The 17,816-nt window shown below is 60.5% G+C and carries 12 protein-coding genes; 6 read left to right on the top strand and 6 right to left on the bottom strand.

Features of this window, described 5'->3' with window-relative positions; translation table 11 throughout:
• Window positions 1-209 precede the first annotated feature (209 nt).
• Window positions 210-2,672, top strand: coding sequence for a PBP1A family penicillin-binding protein (locus tag MRK42_RS05395; protein ID WP_338611880.1), 2,463 nt, complete (start codon window positions 210-212; stop codon window positions 2,670-2,672).
• Between the two features lie 47 nt (window positions 2,673-2,719).
• Here the strand turns inward: MRK42_RS05395 and oxyR are convergent, their stop codons facing one another.
• The 4 genes from oxyR to MRK42_RS05375 form a co-directional block, all read right to left on the bottom strand.
• Complete coding sequence (oxyR, locus tag MRK42_RS05390) at window positions 2,720-3,619, bottom strand: DNA-binding transcriptional regulator OxyR (RefSeq protein ID WP_338611879.1); 900 nt, start codon at window positions 3,617-3,619, stop codon at window positions 2,720-2,722.
• 155 nt (window positions 3,620-3,774) lie between these two features.
• Window positions 3,775-5,415, bottom strand: coding sequence for a methyl-accepting chemotaxis protein (locus tag MRK42_RS05385; protein ID WP_026456064.1), 1,641 nt, complete (start codon window positions 5,413-5,415; stop codon window positions 3,775-3,777).
• 168 nt (window positions 5,416-5,583) lie between these two features.
• The gene (locus tag MRK42_RS05380; protein ID WP_338611878.1) at window positions 5,584-6,222 is read right to left on the bottom strand and encodes a DsbA family protein; all 639 of its coding nucleotides are present in this window, start codon (window positions 6,220-6,222) and stop codon (window positions 5,584-5,586) included.
• Window positions 6,223-6,306: 84 nt separating this feature from the next.
• On the bottom strand, window positions 6,307-7,167 hold the full coding sequence (locus tag MRK42_RS05375; protein WP_338612436.1) for a Vmh family MBL fold metallo-hydrolase: 861 nt from the start codon (window positions 7,165-7,167) through the stop codon (window positions 6,307-6,309).
• 123 nt (window positions 7,168-7,290) lie between these two features.
• On the opposite strand from MRK42_RS05375, the gene MRK42_RS05370 reads away from it, so the two are divergent.
• Window positions 7,291-8,190: a LysR family transcriptional regulator gene (locus MRK42_RS05370; protein WP_225633166.1), complete on the top strand. Its 900-nt coding sequence runs from the start codon at window positions 7,291-7,293 to the stop codon at window positions 8,188-8,190.
• Window positions 8,191-8,236: 46 nt separating this feature from the next.
• Here the strand turns inward: MRK42_RS05370 and MRK42_RS05365 are convergent, their stop codons facing one another.
• Window positions 8,237-9,013, bottom strand: a complete 777-nt coding sequence (locus tag MRK42_RS05365) for a BPSS1780 family membrane protein (RefSeq protein ID WP_124239839.1) — start codon at window positions 9,011-9,013, stop codon at window positions 8,237-8,239.
• A gap of 228 nt (window positions 9,014-9,241) precedes the next feature.
• On the opposite strand from MRK42_RS05365, the gene MRK42_RS05360 reads away from it, so the two are divergent.
• On the top strand, window positions 9,242-10,066 hold the full coding sequence (locus MRK42_RS05360; RefSeq protein WP_338611877.1) for a M23 family metallopeptidase: 825 nt from the start codon (window positions 9,242-9,244) through the stop codon (window positions 10,064-10,066).
• 63 nt (window positions 10,067-10,129) lie between these two features.
• On the opposite strand, the gene MRK42_RS05355 is transcribed toward MRK42_RS05360, so the two are convergent.
• On the bottom strand, window positions 10,130-11,467 hold the full coding sequence (locus MRK42_RS05355) for an MATE family efflux transporter (RefSeq protein WP_338611876.1): 1,338 nt from the start codon (window positions 11,465-11,467) through the stop codon (window positions 10,130-10,132).
• A gap of 155 nt (window positions 11,468-11,622) precedes the next feature.
• Between MRK42_RS05355 and mscM the strand changes: the two genes are divergently transcribed.
• From mscM to MRK42_RS05340, 3 genes are all read left to right on the top strand, one after another.
• On the top strand, window positions 11,623-14,895 hold the full coding sequence (mscM, locus tag MRK42_RS05350; RefSeq protein WP_223380086.1) for a miniconductance mechanosensitive channel MscM: 3,273 nt from the start codon (window positions 11,623-11,625) through the stop codon (window positions 14,893-14,895).
• 28 nt (window positions 14,896-14,923) lie between these two features.
• Complete coding sequence (locus MRK42_RS05345; RefSeq protein ID WP_338611875.1) at window positions 14,924-15,631, top strand: glycerophosphodiester phosphodiesterase family protein; 708 nt, start codon at window positions 14,924-14,926, stop codon at window positions 15,629-15,631.
• Between the two features lie 132 nt (window positions 15,632-15,763).
• Complete coding sequence (locus tag MRK42_RS05340) at window positions 15,764-17,641, top strand: methyl-accepting chemotaxis protein (protein ID WP_042072293.1); 1,878 nt, start codon at window positions 15,764-15,766, stop codon at window positions 17,639-17,641.
• The last annotated feature ends 175 nt before the right edge of the window (window positions 17,642-17,816 follow it).

Here is a 17,816-nt window from a genome sequence, read left to right as displayed (position 1 = left end):
ATCAATGTCATAAAGTTTATACCGAAAAGTGACCCACCTCGCTTTCTGGCCCGGGGGATCCCATTCTTGGTTATTGTTCCCCGTAATGCTAACCTCTCGCCTCCCTTCTTAGGTGGGTCGCTGGCCACAGGAAAACCTCGAATTCCAGATGGCAAAAGGGCTATACTCTGCGCCCGTTGGCTAATTTTAAGACGATTGGTAGTTCTTCCATGCTGAAATGGCTCGTTCGCCTGTTTATTGTCATGATGCTGGGTGCAGTGCTGGGTGTTGCCAGCCTCATCGGTATCTATTTCTATATCAAACCCCAATTGCCCGATGTCACCGCCCTGCGTGACGTCAAGCTGGCGACCCCGATGCGGGTCTACAGCCGCGATGGTGAATTGATCTCCCAATATGGCGAAATTCGTCGTATTCCCTTGCGCCTTGACGAAATCCCCCAGCAGATGATCGATGCCGTGCTGGCAACCGAAGATGCCCGTTTCTATGAGCACCCGGGGATTGACCCGATTGGCATAATCCGTGCTGCTTCTGTCTGGGCCATTTCGGGCCAGGCTCGCCAAGGTGCCAGTACCATTACCCAGCAGGTAGCCCGCAACTTTTTCCTGAGCAACGAGAAGACGCTCGTTCGCAAGATCAAGGAAGTGTTCCTGGCCTGGCGGATCGAACAGAACCTCACCAAGGACGAGATCCTCGAGCTCTACCTCAACAAGATCCCCCTCGGTTACCGCTCCTTCGGAGTCGGGGCTGCGGCTCAGGTCTACTTTGGCAAAGAGGTCAAGGATCTGGGGCTGGACGAGATCGCCATCATTGCCGGTCTGCCCAAGGCGCCCTCCATGCTGAACCCCATCCGCTCCCCCGAACGCGCCTTTGCTCGCCGCAACGTGGTGCTGGGCCGGATGCTGGAGACTGGCAAGATCACCCGTGCCCAGTTTGATGAAGCATCCCAGATGCCGATCAAGGCTCGTTATCACGGCGCCGAGGTGACCCTCAACGCTCCCTATCTCGGTGAGATGGTTCGCCAGAAGATGGTGGAACAGTTTGGCGAAGATGCCTACACCATGGGTCTGCATGTCTACACCACGGTCAGCGCGGAGCGTCAGCGGGCAGCCAAAAAGGCATTGATCGACGGCGTCTTTGACTACGACATGCGCCACGGCTATCGCGGCCCGGCTGCACAGTTGTGGAAAGCGGGTGAACCGGCCTGGGATTATGAGCAGATAGTGGCACACCTTGCCAAGCAGCCCACCTACGAGCCGCTGATGGCCGCTGTGGTGACCAAGCTCGGGGATCGCAATGCCACTCTGGTATTGAAAAATGGCAAGGAGGCAGAACTTGGCTGGAATGGCATCAAATGGGCCCGTTCTTTCATCACCGACGATCGCCAGAGCTATCTACCGAAATCGGCTCGTGATGTCCTGAAAGTGGGTGCCCAGATCTGGGTTCGCGAGCAGGGCGAAGAGCTGCTGCTGGCGCAAATCCCGGACGTCAACGGGGCACTGGTCGCCATGAATCCGAAAAATGGCGCCCTTGAGGCCGTGGTCGGTGGCTTCAGCTTCGAGCTGTCCAAGTTCAACCGGGTCGATCAGGCACGCCGCCAGATCGGTTCCAACATCAAGCCGTTCCTGTACGCCACAGCGCTGGAGCACGGCTATACCCTGGCCTCCCTGATCAACGATGCCCCGATCAACCAGTGGGATCCGTCCAAGGGCCCCATGTGGCAACCAAAAAACTCGCCCGCCATCTATGAAGGCCCCACCCCCCTTCGCATAGGGCTGGCCAAGTCAAAGAACGTCATGTCGGTACGCCTGATGCGCGCCATCGGTCTGGATACCTACATCGACGGGCTGACCCGATTCGGCTTCCCGCGTGACTTCATCTCCCCGCATGAGTCGCTGGCACTGGGTGCTGCCGAATTTACTCCGCTCGAGGTGGTGCGCGGTTACTCTGTGCTGGCAAACGGCGGCTTCCTGGTCACCCCCTACTTTATCGACAAGGTGGCCGACAGCCAGGAACACATCCTCTATCAGGCCAACCCCGTGATTGCCTGTGCCGATTGCGAACAACAAGCAGCTCTGCTGCCCGAGTCGCAGCCAACACAACAGCCCGGCTCTGACGCTCATCCGGCGCCCCTTGCCCCCATGCTGGCGCCCCACACCATCAGTGCCGAGAGCGCGTTCCTCATCACCGACACCCTGACGAGCGCCATCTGGGGTGGTAATGGCTGGCGTGGTACCGGCTGGCGTGCTGCCCGTGACCTCAAGCGTCACGATATTTCCGGCAAGACGGGGACCACCAACGAATCCAGGGATGCCTGGTTTTCCGGCTATACCCCTGAGCTGGTGGCCACCTCCTGGATCGGTTTTGACAACCATCAGCGCAGCCTTGGCCGTGGTGAGTTCGGGGGCGGAACTGCCCAACCCATGTGGATCGACTTCATGAAAGTTGCCCTCAAGGGAGTACCCGAGCACAAGATGCCCGTGCCAGAGGGGATTATGACGGTCAGGATCGACAGTGAAACCGGCCTGCTGGCCGCTGGTGGCGGTACGAATGAGTACTTCAAGGAGGGGACAGAACCGACCCGTTATGCCTCTCCCAGCTCGGACGGCAACCAGGTCTATGGTGGTGACAACACAAACAGCGAAGGCCCCGTCTCGACCGACGATATCTTCTGATCCCCGCATAGCAAAAACAGAACCGGCAGCCTTGGCTGCCGGTTTTTTTATTTGGTCAACTGCCCAGCCATCAATTTGATGATGCGGGCGGCCAGCTCGTTGAAACAAGGCCGGCGCACCGAGTAGTGACGATAGAGCATGGCGATGGTTCGCCCGGGCACAGGCTCTATCACCGGGCGGTAACTTACCCCACCCTCATCATGATTGGGCGGTACCGCCAGTTGCGGGATCAGGGTCATGCCACTGCCCGCCGCCACCATGTTGCGCAAGGTCTCGAGACTGGTGCCCTTGAAGCGCTGATCCTCGCCTATGCCACCGGCAAAACAGAAGCCCATCGCCTGATCCCGCAGGCAGTGGCCATCTTCCAGCATCAACAACTTCTTGCCCTTGAGATTGCCGAGCGGTACCTGTCTGGCCTGGGCCTCCGGGTGGTGGCTGGGGACGGCCAACCACATCGGCTCATGGTAGAGCTGGATGGCACCAAATCCCTCCATCCCCTCTATTTCGGCCAGGATGACGCAATCCAGCTCTCCCTCTTCCAGCCGTTTCAGCAGTACGTGAGTCTGCTCTTCATAGAGATAAAACTCGAGCTGGGGAAAGCTTTCACGCAAAGTCTGGATGATGCGAGGGAGCAGATAAGGTCCCACCGTGGGGATGAAACCGATATGGATCTCTCCCGACATGGGGTCGGAGAAGTGCTGACCTATGCTCTTGAGTTCACGCACCTCCTTGAGTACCCGCCTGGCCTGATGCGCCATGGCATCACCGGCCGGAGTGAACAGCACCTTGCGTGAAGTGCGTTCGATGAGGATCACCCCCAGCTCATCCTCCAGCTTGCGCAGCTGGCCGCTGAGGGTCGGCTGGCTGACAAAGCAGCGCTCCGCCGCCTTGCGAAAGTGTTTCTCCTCATCCAGTGCCACCAGATATTCGAGATCGCGAAGATTCATACAACAAGAGTCCTGACTGGCAAAAGAGCCATCAGCATGCACAAGATTGGCCTCTGGAACAAGCATGGCCCCCAGGTCATCAAGGGAAAGTTCCCGATCTCCAGATAACAAAAGCCCGGCTACCTCGCGGTAACCGGGCTTGCCTTCATGTGTCCTCAAACACGGAAGCGGCGAACCATATCCTGCAACTGGGTGGCCAGATGGTTGAGCTCGTTGCACGCCTGCGCCATCTGGGTGGCGCCGGCCGCGACCTCCTCCGAAGCGTGACTGATATTGACCACGTTGCGATTGAGCTCCTCGCTCACCGCCCCCTGCTCCTCGGTTGCCGTGGCGATCTGGATGTTCATGTGGGAGATGCTGCTGACCGAGCCACTGATCTGTGAGATGGACTCACCGGCCTCACGGGCCGTCGCGACCGTCGCATTCATCAGCTCCTGGCTCTGCATCATGGTCGTGCCCGCCTGCTCGGCGCGCTGTTGCAGCTCGGCGATGATGGTGTTGATCTGGGAGGTGGAATCCTGGGTACGCTTGGCCAGGGTACGCACTTCATCGGCTACTACCGCAAACCCGCGCCCCTGTTCACCGGCTCGGGCGGCTTCGATGGCCGCGTTCAGTGCCAGCAGGTTGGTCTGCTCGGCAATGCCGCGGATCACCTCCAGCACCATGCCGATATTGCGGCTGTCATCCCCCAGTTGGCGGATCACCACGGCCGTGCTTTCGATGGCGCCGGCCACCCGCTCGATGCGCTGGATGGAATCATTCACCGTTCTTGCGCCAAGCTCGGCCGTTTCACTGGCCGAGGTGGCGGCACTCGCCGCATCGCTGGTGTTGCGAGAAACCTCCTGTACCGTGGCTTGCATCTCGTTCATCGCAGTCGCCAGCTGGTTCAGTTCATGCTGCTGGGCATTCATGTTGTTGGCGGACTGGCTGGCTACCGAGCTTATCTCCTCGGCGGCGGAGCTCAGCTGCACAACAGAGCCCGACACTTCGCTGACCAGGGTTCGCAAATTGCCCTGCATCTCGCCAAACCCTTTGGCCAGAGTGCCCAGTTCATCGTTGTTGAATTTATGCATGTCGAGGTGCGAGGTGAGATCCCCCGCCGACACCTTGCGGGTTTGCTCAAGCAGTGCCATCACTGGATTTCGGACCTGTCCCGTCAACAACCAGGCTATCGCCACCACAAACCCGAGGGTCACCAGGCTGACGATGATGCTCATGGTCTTGGCACTGCTGTAGAGTGCAGCCACATTCTGGGTCATCTTGTTGGCTATTTCGGTATTGATCTCCCGTAACTGAAATGCCTTGGCTCCGACTTCCTCCAATGCGACCCGGGTCTCGTTACGACGCAAACTCTTGACCTTCTGCAGATCATCGGCGGCAAAAGCCTTCATTAACTCGTCATGCACCGCAAAATACTTGGCTCCGGCCGCCTTCGCCTGCTCATAGACCTGTTTCTCTTCGCTGGTACTGAACGTGAGGGCGCCATATGCCTGAATAGCCTTCTCGAACTCCTGTTTCGCCTGATCAAAGGTACGGGCCCGCTCGTTCACTTCCTCATCATCCTTGTTGAGACTGGCGATCACCTGGGCCAGTTCAGAGCGACGGGCATCCAGAATGGAAACATGCATCTGGGCGGCCAGACGAGTCGATGGCAACAGGTTGCTGGTGATGGTTTCGGTATCATCATAAAGCCGCGCCAGCTGACTGCTGGAAAACCAGGCCAACCCAAGGACAAGCAACGCCAGAATGGCGAATCCGGCACTCAATTTCTGGCCAATAGACATGTTTTTGAACATATGAGGGCTTCCTTGATATGAGTCTTCACTCCCGAAATATCTCCCGGAAATGGTCATATAGAGCATAGCCCGCATGCAGAAAACAGAAGTCCCTCATAGCGCTTCTGCCATCATGTTATTTCACATGAAAAAAACTCTCTTCCGCGTCTCTGAATCGAGCCTGCGGGATCAGCGCATCAGGGCCATCAACTGGCGGCGCAGACTCTCCGGATCCCCGTAAAAATCGGCGACCCGAATGCCGAGGATCCGGCCATTCTGCTCCACTCCGAGAGTGGGGTACCCTTGGCCACCCAGCCGGTCTATCCAGCCCTGGCTATCCGCCAGATGAGCGACCAGATCCGCGCGGTGAAAAGCTCCGATAAATGCCTCTTGCGATATGCCCTGCTCCGCCGCCAAGGCGGCCAGTGTGGCGAGGGCACCAACCCAGATGCCGTCCCGATAGTGGGATTGCTGGATCCGGTGCAACATGGCAAGTCCATCTCCCCCCAGGGCAATCACCGCCAGAATGGCGCGAATGGGAGGCTCTGAGTCCAGCATTCCCCCCTCCCGCAGCAGCAGTTCGTTGAAGTAGCGCTCGCCAAAGGACTGACCGGTCAAGGCCGCAATCCGCTCATCGTGGGGGCGAACATAGTCACGCAGCGCCACCCCCATCTGTTGGCGGCGAGCCCCCAGCCAGAGGCCGCCGGCATGCAGCTCGATGGCAATCCCCGGGATGCCTGCGGCGGCCGCCAGCAGGGGGGCGGCCCCATAGCACCAGCCACAGAGGGGGTCATAGACGTAATGCAGAGTGAGAGTGTGTTCATTCATGGCGTAATTTTCCTTGAATATCGTCTGGATCAAAAAACCGGGCCCCAGGACCCGGTAAAAAACACAGGGAAACGGCTCGGTGTATTACCACTTCATCTCGCCGGTATTGACCTTGGCGCCGATGGCCAGGCCGTCATCGACCGGCAGGGCGGAGTAGGCTTTCTGCAGACGCTCGACCAGCTCGCCTGAGTGCTTGACCTGCGACAGCTCCTGCTCGAAACGCTGCACATAGTCGCGGGTAAAGGTCACTGCATCGCTACCCTTGGGCTCGGCACCGAGGAAGTGGCCCGGCACCACGCGCTCGGGCTTGAGCGCCAACAAGCCGTTCAGGGCCTCGACCCAGCCGGTGCGGGCCGCCTTGGTCTGACTATCCGCCATCCAGACGTGAACTCCACCGTATACCGCCACGCCGCCCAGCGCCGTCTTGATGGAGGGCACCCACAGGTAGGCATTCGGGGTATTCATCTCCCGCACCTCGATCTGCTGCCCTTCGAGGGTCAGATGGTTAGCGGTCATCACCTCGGGCACGGTCAGGCTTTTCGGGGCCCCCTTACCCAAGATCGGGCCCCAGTAGGCCAGCTTGTCATCCTTGGTCTTGTTGATGTGATCCACCACATGCTGATCGGCGAGCACCTTGACGTCGGGGAAGGCCGCCTTGATGGGCTCCAGGCCGAAGTAAAAATCCGGGTCGCCGCCGCTGATGTAGACGGTGGTCAGCTTCTTGCCGCTCTGTTTGATCAGATCCACCAGTGCCTGGCCATTCTCTACGTCAAACTGGGCATCGATCAGGATCGCCTCCTTGTCGCCCGCCACCAGGGAGGAGGAGACGGGGAAGATCCCCTGCTCGCCCGGGTTGTAAACGGTCACGCTCAAAGGGCCGGCTAGGGCTGCGCCGCTCAACAGGGTGGTGGCCAGGGTCAGGTTGCGGATCAGGGTGCTGTTCATCATGTTTTCCTCATTCATCATTCGGGTCATTGGATGGACACAGTCTATTGGAACGATTAAGTTGCAAATACAGCGTGTAACGCGCATCACTGTTGCGTATATCGAGCATATTGAGGGGCATACATGGATCGACTGACCGCATTGCGGGTCTTCGTCACCGTCGTGGAGCAGGGCAGCCTGAGCGGGGCAGGCGAAAAGCTGGAGATGTCGCGGGCCATGGTCTCCCGCTATCTGGCAGAACTGGAACACTGGATGGGGGCACGCCTGCTGCACCGCACTACCCGGCGTCTGAGCCTGACCGGCCCGGGGGAAGAGACCTTGGGCCGCGCCCGCCTCATGCTGGCATTGGGCGAGGAGATGGAGCAGGTCGCCATACGGGGGGATGACGCCCCCAAGGGACAGCTGCGGATCACCAGCAGTTACTCCCTCTCCGAGGCGCTGCTGGTGGGGGCGGCCAATGACTACCTGGCCCGCTATCCGGGCACTGCCGTCGACATCCTGCTGCTCGACAGAACCGTCAACCTGGTGGAGGAGCGGATCGATCTGGCGGTACGCATCACCAACGATCTGGATCCCAATCTGGTAGCACGCCGTCTCGGCACCTGCCACTCTGTGGTGTGCGCCAGCCCGGACTACCTGGCTCGCCACCCGACCCCACACAAGGCCCAGGATCTGGCGCTGCACAACTGCCTGACTTACACCTATTTCGGCAAGAGCCTGTGGGAGTTCAGTGGGCCGGACGGCCCGGAGTCAGTGCCGGTCAGCGGCAACCTCAGCGCCAATATCTCCAACCTGCTGCTGGAAGCGACTCTGAAAGGCGCCGGGATCAGCCTGCAGCCCCGCTACTCGGCGCAGCCCTATCTGGAACGGGGCGAGCTGATTGCCCTGCTGCCCCAGTGGCAGCCCAAGCGGCTCGGCGTCTACGGGGTCTATGCAACCCGCAAGCAGATGTCGCCGCTGCTGCGCAGTTTCCTCGACTTTCTGGTGGCGCGCATGGCGGACGATCCTCTCTGGCAGGAGTAACCACCACAATGAAAAAGGGGCCTTGAGGCCCCTTCTTTATCTTGCATCAGGCTTCGAAGCCGAACGGTGTGACGGGCGGTTGCGCCTCTTCGCTCTCATCGAGGAAGATATCCCGATAGGCCACATAAATGGAGTAGTTGAGCGCCGGGATCACCACCAGCAGACCGACCAGCATCAAGGCGGCGCCGAACAGCAGCAGGATGGCGCACAGAGCCCCCCACCAGAAGAAGGGCCACATATTGCGCCAGCAGCCGGCAAAGCTCAGACGCACGGCCTGCACAATGCCCACATCATGGAAATAGATGAGGGCCGGGGCAAAGGTCACCGCCATCAGCGCCGGAATGAGCAGCGCCGTGCCCACCAGCAGCACCAGCAACAGCTGTTGCAGCTGGCCGGGCGATACCACCATGGTCTCTGGATCCTGGCTCAGCACGGAAAGCAATCCCCAGCTGGAGAGCAGTCCGAGACACACCAGTCCGATCAGGCTGAACAGCCCCAGCACCAGGAGGCCCCCCAGCATCAACGGGGTCAGCTTGTGGCGAAATCCGGCAAACAGATCGGCAAAGTTGAGGGCCTCACCCCTATAGCCCCGGGCGGCCACCACGGCCCAACCTGCCCCCCACACCATATAAAGCAGCTGGGAGATGAGGCTGCCCGCCGGCAACTGATCCAGCACCATGCCGACCACAAACCAGACCAGCACCATGGCCACGCTGACGCCCATCCCCTTGTTGAAGATATCGAACCCGCTGCGGACCCAGACCCAGCCACGGCCGATCGGGTGGCGTGCCGGGTTTGTGCGCAAAGTGGGTAATCCGTTCATGTCATCTCCTCTGTGTATCGTGGGCATCAGTACTGGATGCCGATTCTAGAGGCAGGGCGGATACGACTCAATGGCAACGCCCTGCCCTCATCACACAAACCTGACGCAGCAGCGCCACAAAACCGGCACGGGCAGGCTCACAGGCTGGCCGTCACGGTGGGAACGAGGCACAATCAGCCCCTTGCAGCAGTTCCGTTTCCCCCTGTTTTGATCGCGAGTGGTATCGTCATGAGAGTTGTTTGTTGTCTGTTGTTGTTGCTGGCCAGCCAGTCGGCACTGGCCGAAGGCTTTATCAGCCGTCTGCTCAACCATCCGGTGCCGGGCGGTGTCGCCGTGGTGCCGCTGGGCAGTGAAGCGCAGGCACCGACTGCCCGCTATCAGGGCAAGCCGGTGCTGGTGGTGCGTGAAGAGGGCAAGCGCTGGATCGCCATCGTCGGCATCTCCCTCAAGAGCAAGACAGGTGCCCACCAGCTGCAGGTAAATGATGGTCGAACCCTCAACTTCACCGTCACCCCCAAGCACTACCGCGAGCAGCACATCAAGCTCAAGAACGGTCGCCAGGTCAATCCGCTGGCCGAGGACATGGTGCGCATCAACCGCGAGCTGGCGGAGCAGACCCGCGCCTACCAGACTTTCAGCCCCAACCAGCCCAGCAACCTGCTGTTCGATAAGCCGGTCAACGGCCCCCTCTCCAGCCCGTTTGGCCTGCGCCGCTTCTTCAACGGTGAGGAGCGCAATCCCCACTCCGGCCTCGACTTTGCCGTGGGTGCCGGCACCCCCATCAAGTCACCGGCGGCGGGCACGGTGATCCTCATCGGCAACTACTTCTTCAACGGCAACACCGTCTTCGTCGATCACGGCCAGGGGCTCATCAGCATGTTCTGCCATATGTCCAGGGTCGACGTGAAGCTGGGCCAGAGCCTGCCCCGCGGCGGCATCGTCGGCCGGGTGGGCGCCACCGGTCGTGCCACCGGCCCCCATATGCACTGGAACGTCAGCCTCAACGACACCCGGGTCGATCCCGCCATCTTTATCGGGGCTTTCAAACCTTAAGCCCCACGACGACAAAGGCAGCCAATGGCTGCCTTTTTGTTGTCTACCATCCGATCACTACGGCTAGCTCGCCACCCCGTGAGCACTGGCCTCCCCGCGCATGGCACGCCACATCAGCAGCACCAGCAAGGTGCTGCAACTGGGCAGCGCCAGCCAGACCCCGGGCACACCCCACAAGGAGGAGAATCCCCACAAGAAGAGACCGATCAGCACCAGCTTGCCACCGGTCAGCAGGGAGGCAATACGGGCCCGGTTGATGGCCTGGAAATAGGTGGCCCCCACCAGCAACAATCCCTCCATCGGCAGGCCCCAGAAGTAAAGCCAGATCCCGAGGCTCGCTACCGGAAGCAGAGCCGCGTTGTCGCCGGCGAACAGGTAGACAGCCGCCTCCGGCCACAGGTAGAGCTGCACCATGCCACACAGGGCGATGCCCAGGGTCACCCCGAGCGCCAGATTGCGTATGCGCAACACCCGCTGCCAGTGGCCGGCCCCGGCGTTGAAGCTGGCGATGGGCTGGATGCCCATGGCAATCCCCTCGAACACCAGATAGAAGAAGGCCTCGGTGTAGCTGATCACCCCGTAGGCAGCCACATGGAGGGAGGTGCCGACCGAGAGCAACGCCTTGTTGTGCAGCGCCAACACCACAGACAGATAGAGGTACATCAGAAAGCTGGAGACACCGAGCCTCAAAGTGTCGGCCATCAGTGCCGGGTCGGGGCGCAGGCTGTCCAGACCGATGCGCAGCTGGCTGCGGGGGGTGAAGAAGTGCCACAGGCAGCACAGACCGGTAACCGCCTGGGCCAGCATGGTAGCCGTGGCCACTCCAGCCAGACCAAACGGAAACACCACCATCAACAGATAGTCGAGCAGCACATTGATCAGGCTACCAAGCACCATGATGAGGCTGACGAAGCCGGGTCGCCCGTCATTGCGCAGCAGCGAGTTGAACGTCATCGAGAGCACCGCAAAGCCGCCCAGCCAGGCATAAGCCTGCAGATAGGCGAGGCCTGCGGTAAAGATCTCCCCCTCGGCCCCCATCCAGGCCAGCATGGGGCCGCCATAGCGCAGCCCGATAACGCTGAGCAAAAGCGAAGCCAGCACCACAAGCACCAGCGCGTTGCCCACGATACGGCGCGCTCTGGCCGGGTCGCTCCGCCCCAGATGGAAGGAGACCAGCGAGGAGGCCCCCATGCCAATCAGGGCCCCCACCGCATAGAGCACAGCGCAGATGGGATAGGCCAGCATCAGACCGGCCAGGCCATCCTGCCCGAGCACATGGCCGACGAAGATGCCGTCTATGGTGACATAGATGCCGGTGACCAGCATGGTGGCCACGGTCGGGGTAACGTAACGCCAGAAGAGGCGAGAGAGGGGGGCTGTGCCCAGATCAACGGCTGACATAATCGGCTCAAAGAGGAGAAAGCGGCGGCATCATAGCGGAACGTCCGAATGAGTTCCTGTTATTTATGTGATGAATCATTAAGGGTAACCACCTTTACCCACCGCCCTTCACTGCTTTAGGCTAGGGCCATCCTTCATGACCAGAAACGAGCCTCATGTTGCAACGCCTGCTCACCCTCTTTTTGTTCTGTCTTGTCCCCTTGTCATCCGCCTGGGCCGAGGACGCCGTCACCCAGGCCGAAGCCCTGCTGCAAAGCGTTCCCAAAAGCGATACCCCCGAAAACCAGAAGCTGCGCGAGAGCTATCAGCAGGCACTGCAGTTTGCCCGAGAGGCCGAACGCTACCGGGAGCAGAGCAAGGCCTACCAGCAGATCCTCATCGACTATCCCCAGGAGTCGAGCCGCCTCAAGGAGAGCCTGCACAACTATCAACCCGCCGCCCGGCCTCCCCTCTCCCGCCTCAAGGAGGAGACCCTGCGCCAGGCCATTGGCCTGAGCAACAACCGCCAGCTCAACCTGCGCAAGGAGCGCCAGGGGGTGATGGACAGCCTCAATCAGCTCGAAAGCACGGGCCAGGAGTATCACCTGCGGGTGGACGACCTGCGCAAGCAGCTGCAGCTGACTCGCAGTCAGCTGGATCGCCTGAGTCTGGGGAGCGAGTCGGATCGGCTGCTGGAAGCCCAGCAGCTGGTGACCCGCATGAAGGAACAAAGCCTCTCTGACCGGATCCAGATGCTGGAGCTGGAGCAGCTCTCGGCTCAGCAACGCAACGATCTTGGCAAGCTGAAGCTGCAGGAGCTCAACCTGGCCATCGCCGATGAGGATGAGTGGCAGACCAGCCTGCTGAACCAGCAAAACCAGCTGCGCCGTGAGAAAACGGAACAGGCGCTGGCGGAGAGCGAGCGGCTGCGCAAACAGCTCACCTCCGACATGCCGCTGCTGCTGGAGCAACAAAAGCAGAACCAGGCCCTCTCCCTGCAACTCAGTGGTCTCGAAGACGAGATAGAGCGGGTTCAGGACGAGCAGCGCACCATCGACAAGAACCTGTTTACTCTCAACGAGCTGGTCAACTCGGTGCGCGAACAGCTGGAGTGGCTGCAGATCAGCAATGCCTACGGCGAGAACCTGCGCAGCAAGCTGGCGGATCTGCCCGCCTACTTCCCGCTGGACAAGCTGGAGTCGGCCATCGTCAACGCCCGCAGGGCCAAATACCAGTACGAGACCGAGCAGGATGACCTCGCCGATCCCCGCCAATTGCGCGAACAACTGCTGGCCGGCGAAGAAGTGACTCTGGATCGCTCGCAACTGGCGGTACTCGACAACCTGCTCAAGGCCCGCCGCCAGCTGCTGACCCGTCTCAACGATGCCTCCGATACCCTGATCCAGGAGCAGACCCGGCTCAAGCTGCTCTACAGCCGCCAGAACAGCAAGATCGACGAGATCCGCGAGCTCAGCGCCAGCCACCTGTTCTGGCTACCGGACGTGCGCCCCTTCACCCCCCAGGTCATCCTCGGCATCCCCGCCGCCCTGGCGCTGGCCTTCAACCCGAACAACTGGTTGCAACTGCCCCGCGCCATCGCCGAGAACAATCCCCTGACCCTCACGATGGCCGGCCTCGGCCTGCTGGTGCTGGCCTGGAGCTGGTTCAAGCTGGCCGGTCACCTGGTCCGCTTCTGCGAACACGTGGCGCCGCGCATCGGCAAGGTCACCCAGGACAAGTTCAGCCTCACCAGTCGCCTGCTACTGCGTACCCTGATCGCCTCGCTGCCGTTCCCGGCCATGGTGTTGATGGTGCGCGGCCTGCTCGAGGGGGTCTGGCAATATCCCTTCGCGGTAGCGGTGGGCCGGGGGCTTGGCGAGATCTGGTTCCTGCTGCTGGCCCTGATGATGGCGCGCCACCTCACTCTGGAGAAAGGGATCCTGATCCACCATTTCCGCTGGTCCAAAGAGCGGGTACAGCGAGTCTGGGGGCAATTTCGTACCCTGCTGCTGGTGCTGATCCCGAGCTTCTTCGTGCAGGGGATGGCGAACAGCTACCAGGAGCACGCCTTCTACGACTCCCTCGGCAGATTGGCCTTCATCATCGGCGCCCTCTGGCTGCTGCTGTTTTTCGCCCGCCTCAACCGGGAGCGGCTGCCGCTGACCTGGGGCCAGAGCGACATGAGCAAGCCCCATCTGCTGCACCACTTTATCTGGAACAGCCTGATGCTGGCCCCCCTGCTGGCGGTGATCGGCTCCCTGTTCGGCTACTTCTACACCTCCCGCACCCTGCTCAGGCAGCTGGAGCTGAGTCTGCTGATGGGGCTCGGCGCCCTGCTCGTCTACTACCTGGCCAGACGCTGGATGCTGATCCAGCGCCGCCGCCTCGCCTTCGAACGGGCCAAGAGCAAACGGGCCGAGATCCTCGCCCAGCGGGACGATCCCAACAGCGATCTCAGTTCGGAGATCCCCGATGTGGTGGAAGAGGCGGAGCTGGATCTCGACACCATCAGCGCCCAGTCCCTCGGGCTGGTCCGCACCCTGCTGATGCTGGGCTTCACCATGTTGCTGCTGGTGCAATGGTCGGATCTCAACTCCGCCTTCAGCTTCCTGAGCAACATCGAGGTGTGGCAGGTGAGCAACAAGATAGGCGGCATCGAGCAGCTCTCCGCCATCACCCTGCAGGATCTGATGATGACGGCCTTCATCTTTATCCTGACGGTGGTGACGGCCCGCAACTTGCCTGGTCTGATGGAGCTAACCCTGCTCCAGCACCTGAGCCTCTCACCGGGGACCGGCTTTGCTCTCACCACCGTCAGCAAGTACCTGGTGATCCTGATAGGCGCCCTCACCGGCTTCTCCATGCTCGGCATCGACTGGTCCAAGACCCAGTGGCTGGTGGCGGCCCTCTCGGTGGGCCTGGGTTTCGGTTTGCAGGAGATCTTCGCCAACTTCGTCTCCGGCCTCATCATACTGTTCGAAAAACCGATCCGCCTCGGCGACACCGTCACCATCCGGGATCTGACCGGTACCGTCACCAAGATCAAGACCCGGGCCACCACCATAGTGGATTGGGACAGGAAGGAGATCATCGTCCCCAACAAGGCATTCATCACCGAGCAGTTCATCAACTGGTCGCTGTCGGATGCCATCACCCGGGTCAAGCTGCGCATCCGCATCGGCCTGACCCGGGATCCCAAGCTGGTGCAGCGCATTCTGGAAGAGTCGATACAGGCATCGACCCTGGTGCTGGAGAGCCCGACCCCGGAGGTGTTCTTGGTCGAGTTCACCGATTCGGCGCTGATCTACGAGATCCGTCTCTACGTGAACAACATGGATCACCGGATGCCCATCACTCACGAGGTCCATTCGCTGGTGCTGGATAAACTGCAGCAGCAGGGGCTCACCCTGCCCCACCAGCAGATAGACATTCACCTGACCCGGGGCTGACCCGGCCCGGCACGCAAAAGGAGCAAGCATGCAGATCATTGCCCATCGGGGAGCCAGCGGACTGGCGCCCGAGAACACCCTCAAGGCGATCGCCCTGGCGCTGGCACAGGGAGCTGAGGCCATCGAGATCGACGTGCAGGTCGCTGACGGCGAATTGTGGGTCTTCCATGACCGACGGCTGGAACGCTGTACCAATGGCGAGGGAGTACTGAGCGAGCAATCCTGCGCCTATCTGCAGAGTCTGGATGCCGGTGACGGCGAGCCCATCCCGACCCTGTGGCAGGTGATGAGCCTGATCAGAGGCCGCTGCGAGCTGCATATCGAGCTCAAGGGGGCCAATACCGCCAAGCCCGTCGCGGCATTGACCAAAAAGGCAGAGGCCGAGCTTGGTTTTACCAACGCCCAGTGGGTTGTCTCCTCCTTTCATCACCCCGAGCTGGCCAGCTTTGCCGGCCTGCGGCCCGAGATCCGCCTCGGCGCCCTCACTGCCAACCTGCCCCTCAACCTGGCCCTGTTCGCCGAACGCCTGGGGGCCTGGTCCATCAACTGCGATGTGGATTTTGTCGACGAAATGCTGATTGAGGATGCCCACCAACGGGGGCTCAAGGTGCTGGTCTATACCGTGGATCATCTCGCCGATCAGCAGCGGCTGGCGCAGTGGGGCGTCGACGGTATTTTCACCAATCGTCCGGATCGCTTCATCCCATCCGGCCACCCTGACCCTGTAGATGGCTAAGACGCCCGATCAGCACTAACTTTAGAAAGCTGATCGGGATACAAAAAGTTCAAACTCGGCCGATAAGAGTTGGCTCACAACAATAACAACGCAATACACCTACTTCAGACTGACGCTCACAAGGATGTAATTATGAACTTGTCGATCAAAAACAAACTCGTCCTCGCCATCGGGGTCATCATTCTGGTGATCACCGGTCTGCAGGTCTGGTACAACACCTCGCAACTGCGCAGCGAGACTCAACGACTGATCTGGAACTTCATCGACGAAAGTTCTGCTGCCAACGTCAAGGGGATCTCCCGCTGGCTCGACGCCAGGGTGAACATGGTCAGCTCCACCAAGGAAGCCTTTGCCAAGGAAGACGAGCCCATCAGCCATCTCGCCCAATCCATGAACGCAGGCGGCTTCGATCTGGTTTATGTGGGCACCACAGATGGCCGGATGATCCAGAGCAAACCGACCGACCTGCCAGCCGGTTACGATCCCCGCAAGCGCCCCTGGTATCAGGACGCCACGACTGCGGGCAAGATGACCATCACCTCTCCCTATGCCGACATCACCACGGGCCAGCTCATCATCACCATCGCCGAGCCATTCCAGCGCGGCAACACCCAGGGGGTGATCGCCGGTGACGTCTCCATCAGCGGTCTGGTCTCCGACATTCTGGCGGTCAACACCGAGGGCACCTACGCCGTGCTGATCGACAGCAATGGCACCATCATCGCCCACCCTGACACCTCGCTGACCCTGAAACCGGCCACCGAGCTCTCCCCCGAGCTGACAGCTGCCGGCGTCAACCGGATTGCCAATGACGGCACCATCTCCGAGATGGATATCAGCGGCAAGCTGAGCGTGTTCGACCTGAACCTTATCCCCAACACCAACTGGTACTACGGCATAGTGGTGGATGATGCGGTGGCCTATCAGTCAGTCAGACGCATGGTCACCTCGGCCCTGTTGCAAGGCTTGATCACCATCATCATAGTGGCCGGCTTCTCCTACGTGGCCATCCACGGCTCCCTGGCACCGCTGAAAACCCTGGGTGAGGCCATTGCCGACCTCTCCCGTGGCAATGGCGATCTGACCCGCCGCATCAAGATCGAGCGGGACGACGAGGTGGGAACTGTAGCCAAGCACGTCAACACCTTCATCGATCGGATCCACACCATGGTGCAGGATATCTCCAACTCCTCCACCCAGCTCAACCAGCAGGCCAGGTCCTCCCACAACATGGCCGAGAAATCGAGTCAGGGGCTGGCACGCCAGCAGAACGAGATCTCCCAGATTGCCACCGCCGTGCACGAAATGTCCGCAACCGCAGTGGAAGTGGCCAGCAATGCCGAACAGACCGCCGAGGCGGCGCGCTCCTCCTCCAGCAGCTGCGAGCACGGCAAGCAGGTCATCGCCCGTAACCAGCGCTCCATCACGGATCTGGCAACCCAGGTCGAGCAGGCCTCCAACATCATTCAGGAACTGGAGAAGAACGCCCAGGAGATCAACACCATCCTCTCCACTATTCAGGGCATCGCCGAGCAGACCAACCTGCTGGCTCTGAACGCCGCCATCGAGGCTGCCCGTGCCGGTGAGCAGGGTCGTGGTTTCGCTGTGGTGGCCGACGAGGTGCGGGTGCTGTCACAACGCACCCACAGCTCCACCGTCGAGATCCGCAACATGATCGAAACCCTGCAACGCAACACCCAGGGCGCGGTCAGCACCATGCACGAGGGCCAGCTGCTGGCGCAAAACAGCGTGGATGATGCCAACAACGCCACCCAGGCGCTCGAGCAGATCACCCTCTCGATCAACCAGATCTCCGACATGGCAACCCAGATCTCCAGCGCTGCCGAAGAGCAGCGGGCCGTGACCGACGAGGTCAGTCGCAACATTCAGGCGGTGAAAGATGTCTCTGACGAACTGGCGGTGGACGCCGACAGCTCGCGTCATCTCTCGGAACAACTGAAAAATATTTCGGGTGAACTGAACAATCAGGTGGGTATGTTCCGCATCTGAATGCGCTAAAAAGGGGGCCACACCGGCCCCCTTTCATTTCATAATAGCCCTTATTTTTCAGTGATTAATCCAATACCAGCCAGATTTACCTCTCCCCCTTCCCTTACCGATTCCCGGGACGGCATCACACCCGGTCACCTCGTCACACACCCACAATATAAATTAGATTTACTAA

The sequence above is a fragment of the Aeromonas sp. 19NY04SH05-1 genome, from assembly GCF_040581895.1.
In the GTDB taxonomy this organism is placed as follows: Bacteria; Pseudomonadota; Gammaproteobacteria; order Enterobacterales; family Aeromonadaceae; genus Aeromonas; species Aeromonas enteropelogenes.
The sequence above is the reverse complement of the archived record's forward strand: the minus strand, read 5'-3'. Positions and strand labels throughout refer to the sequence as shown.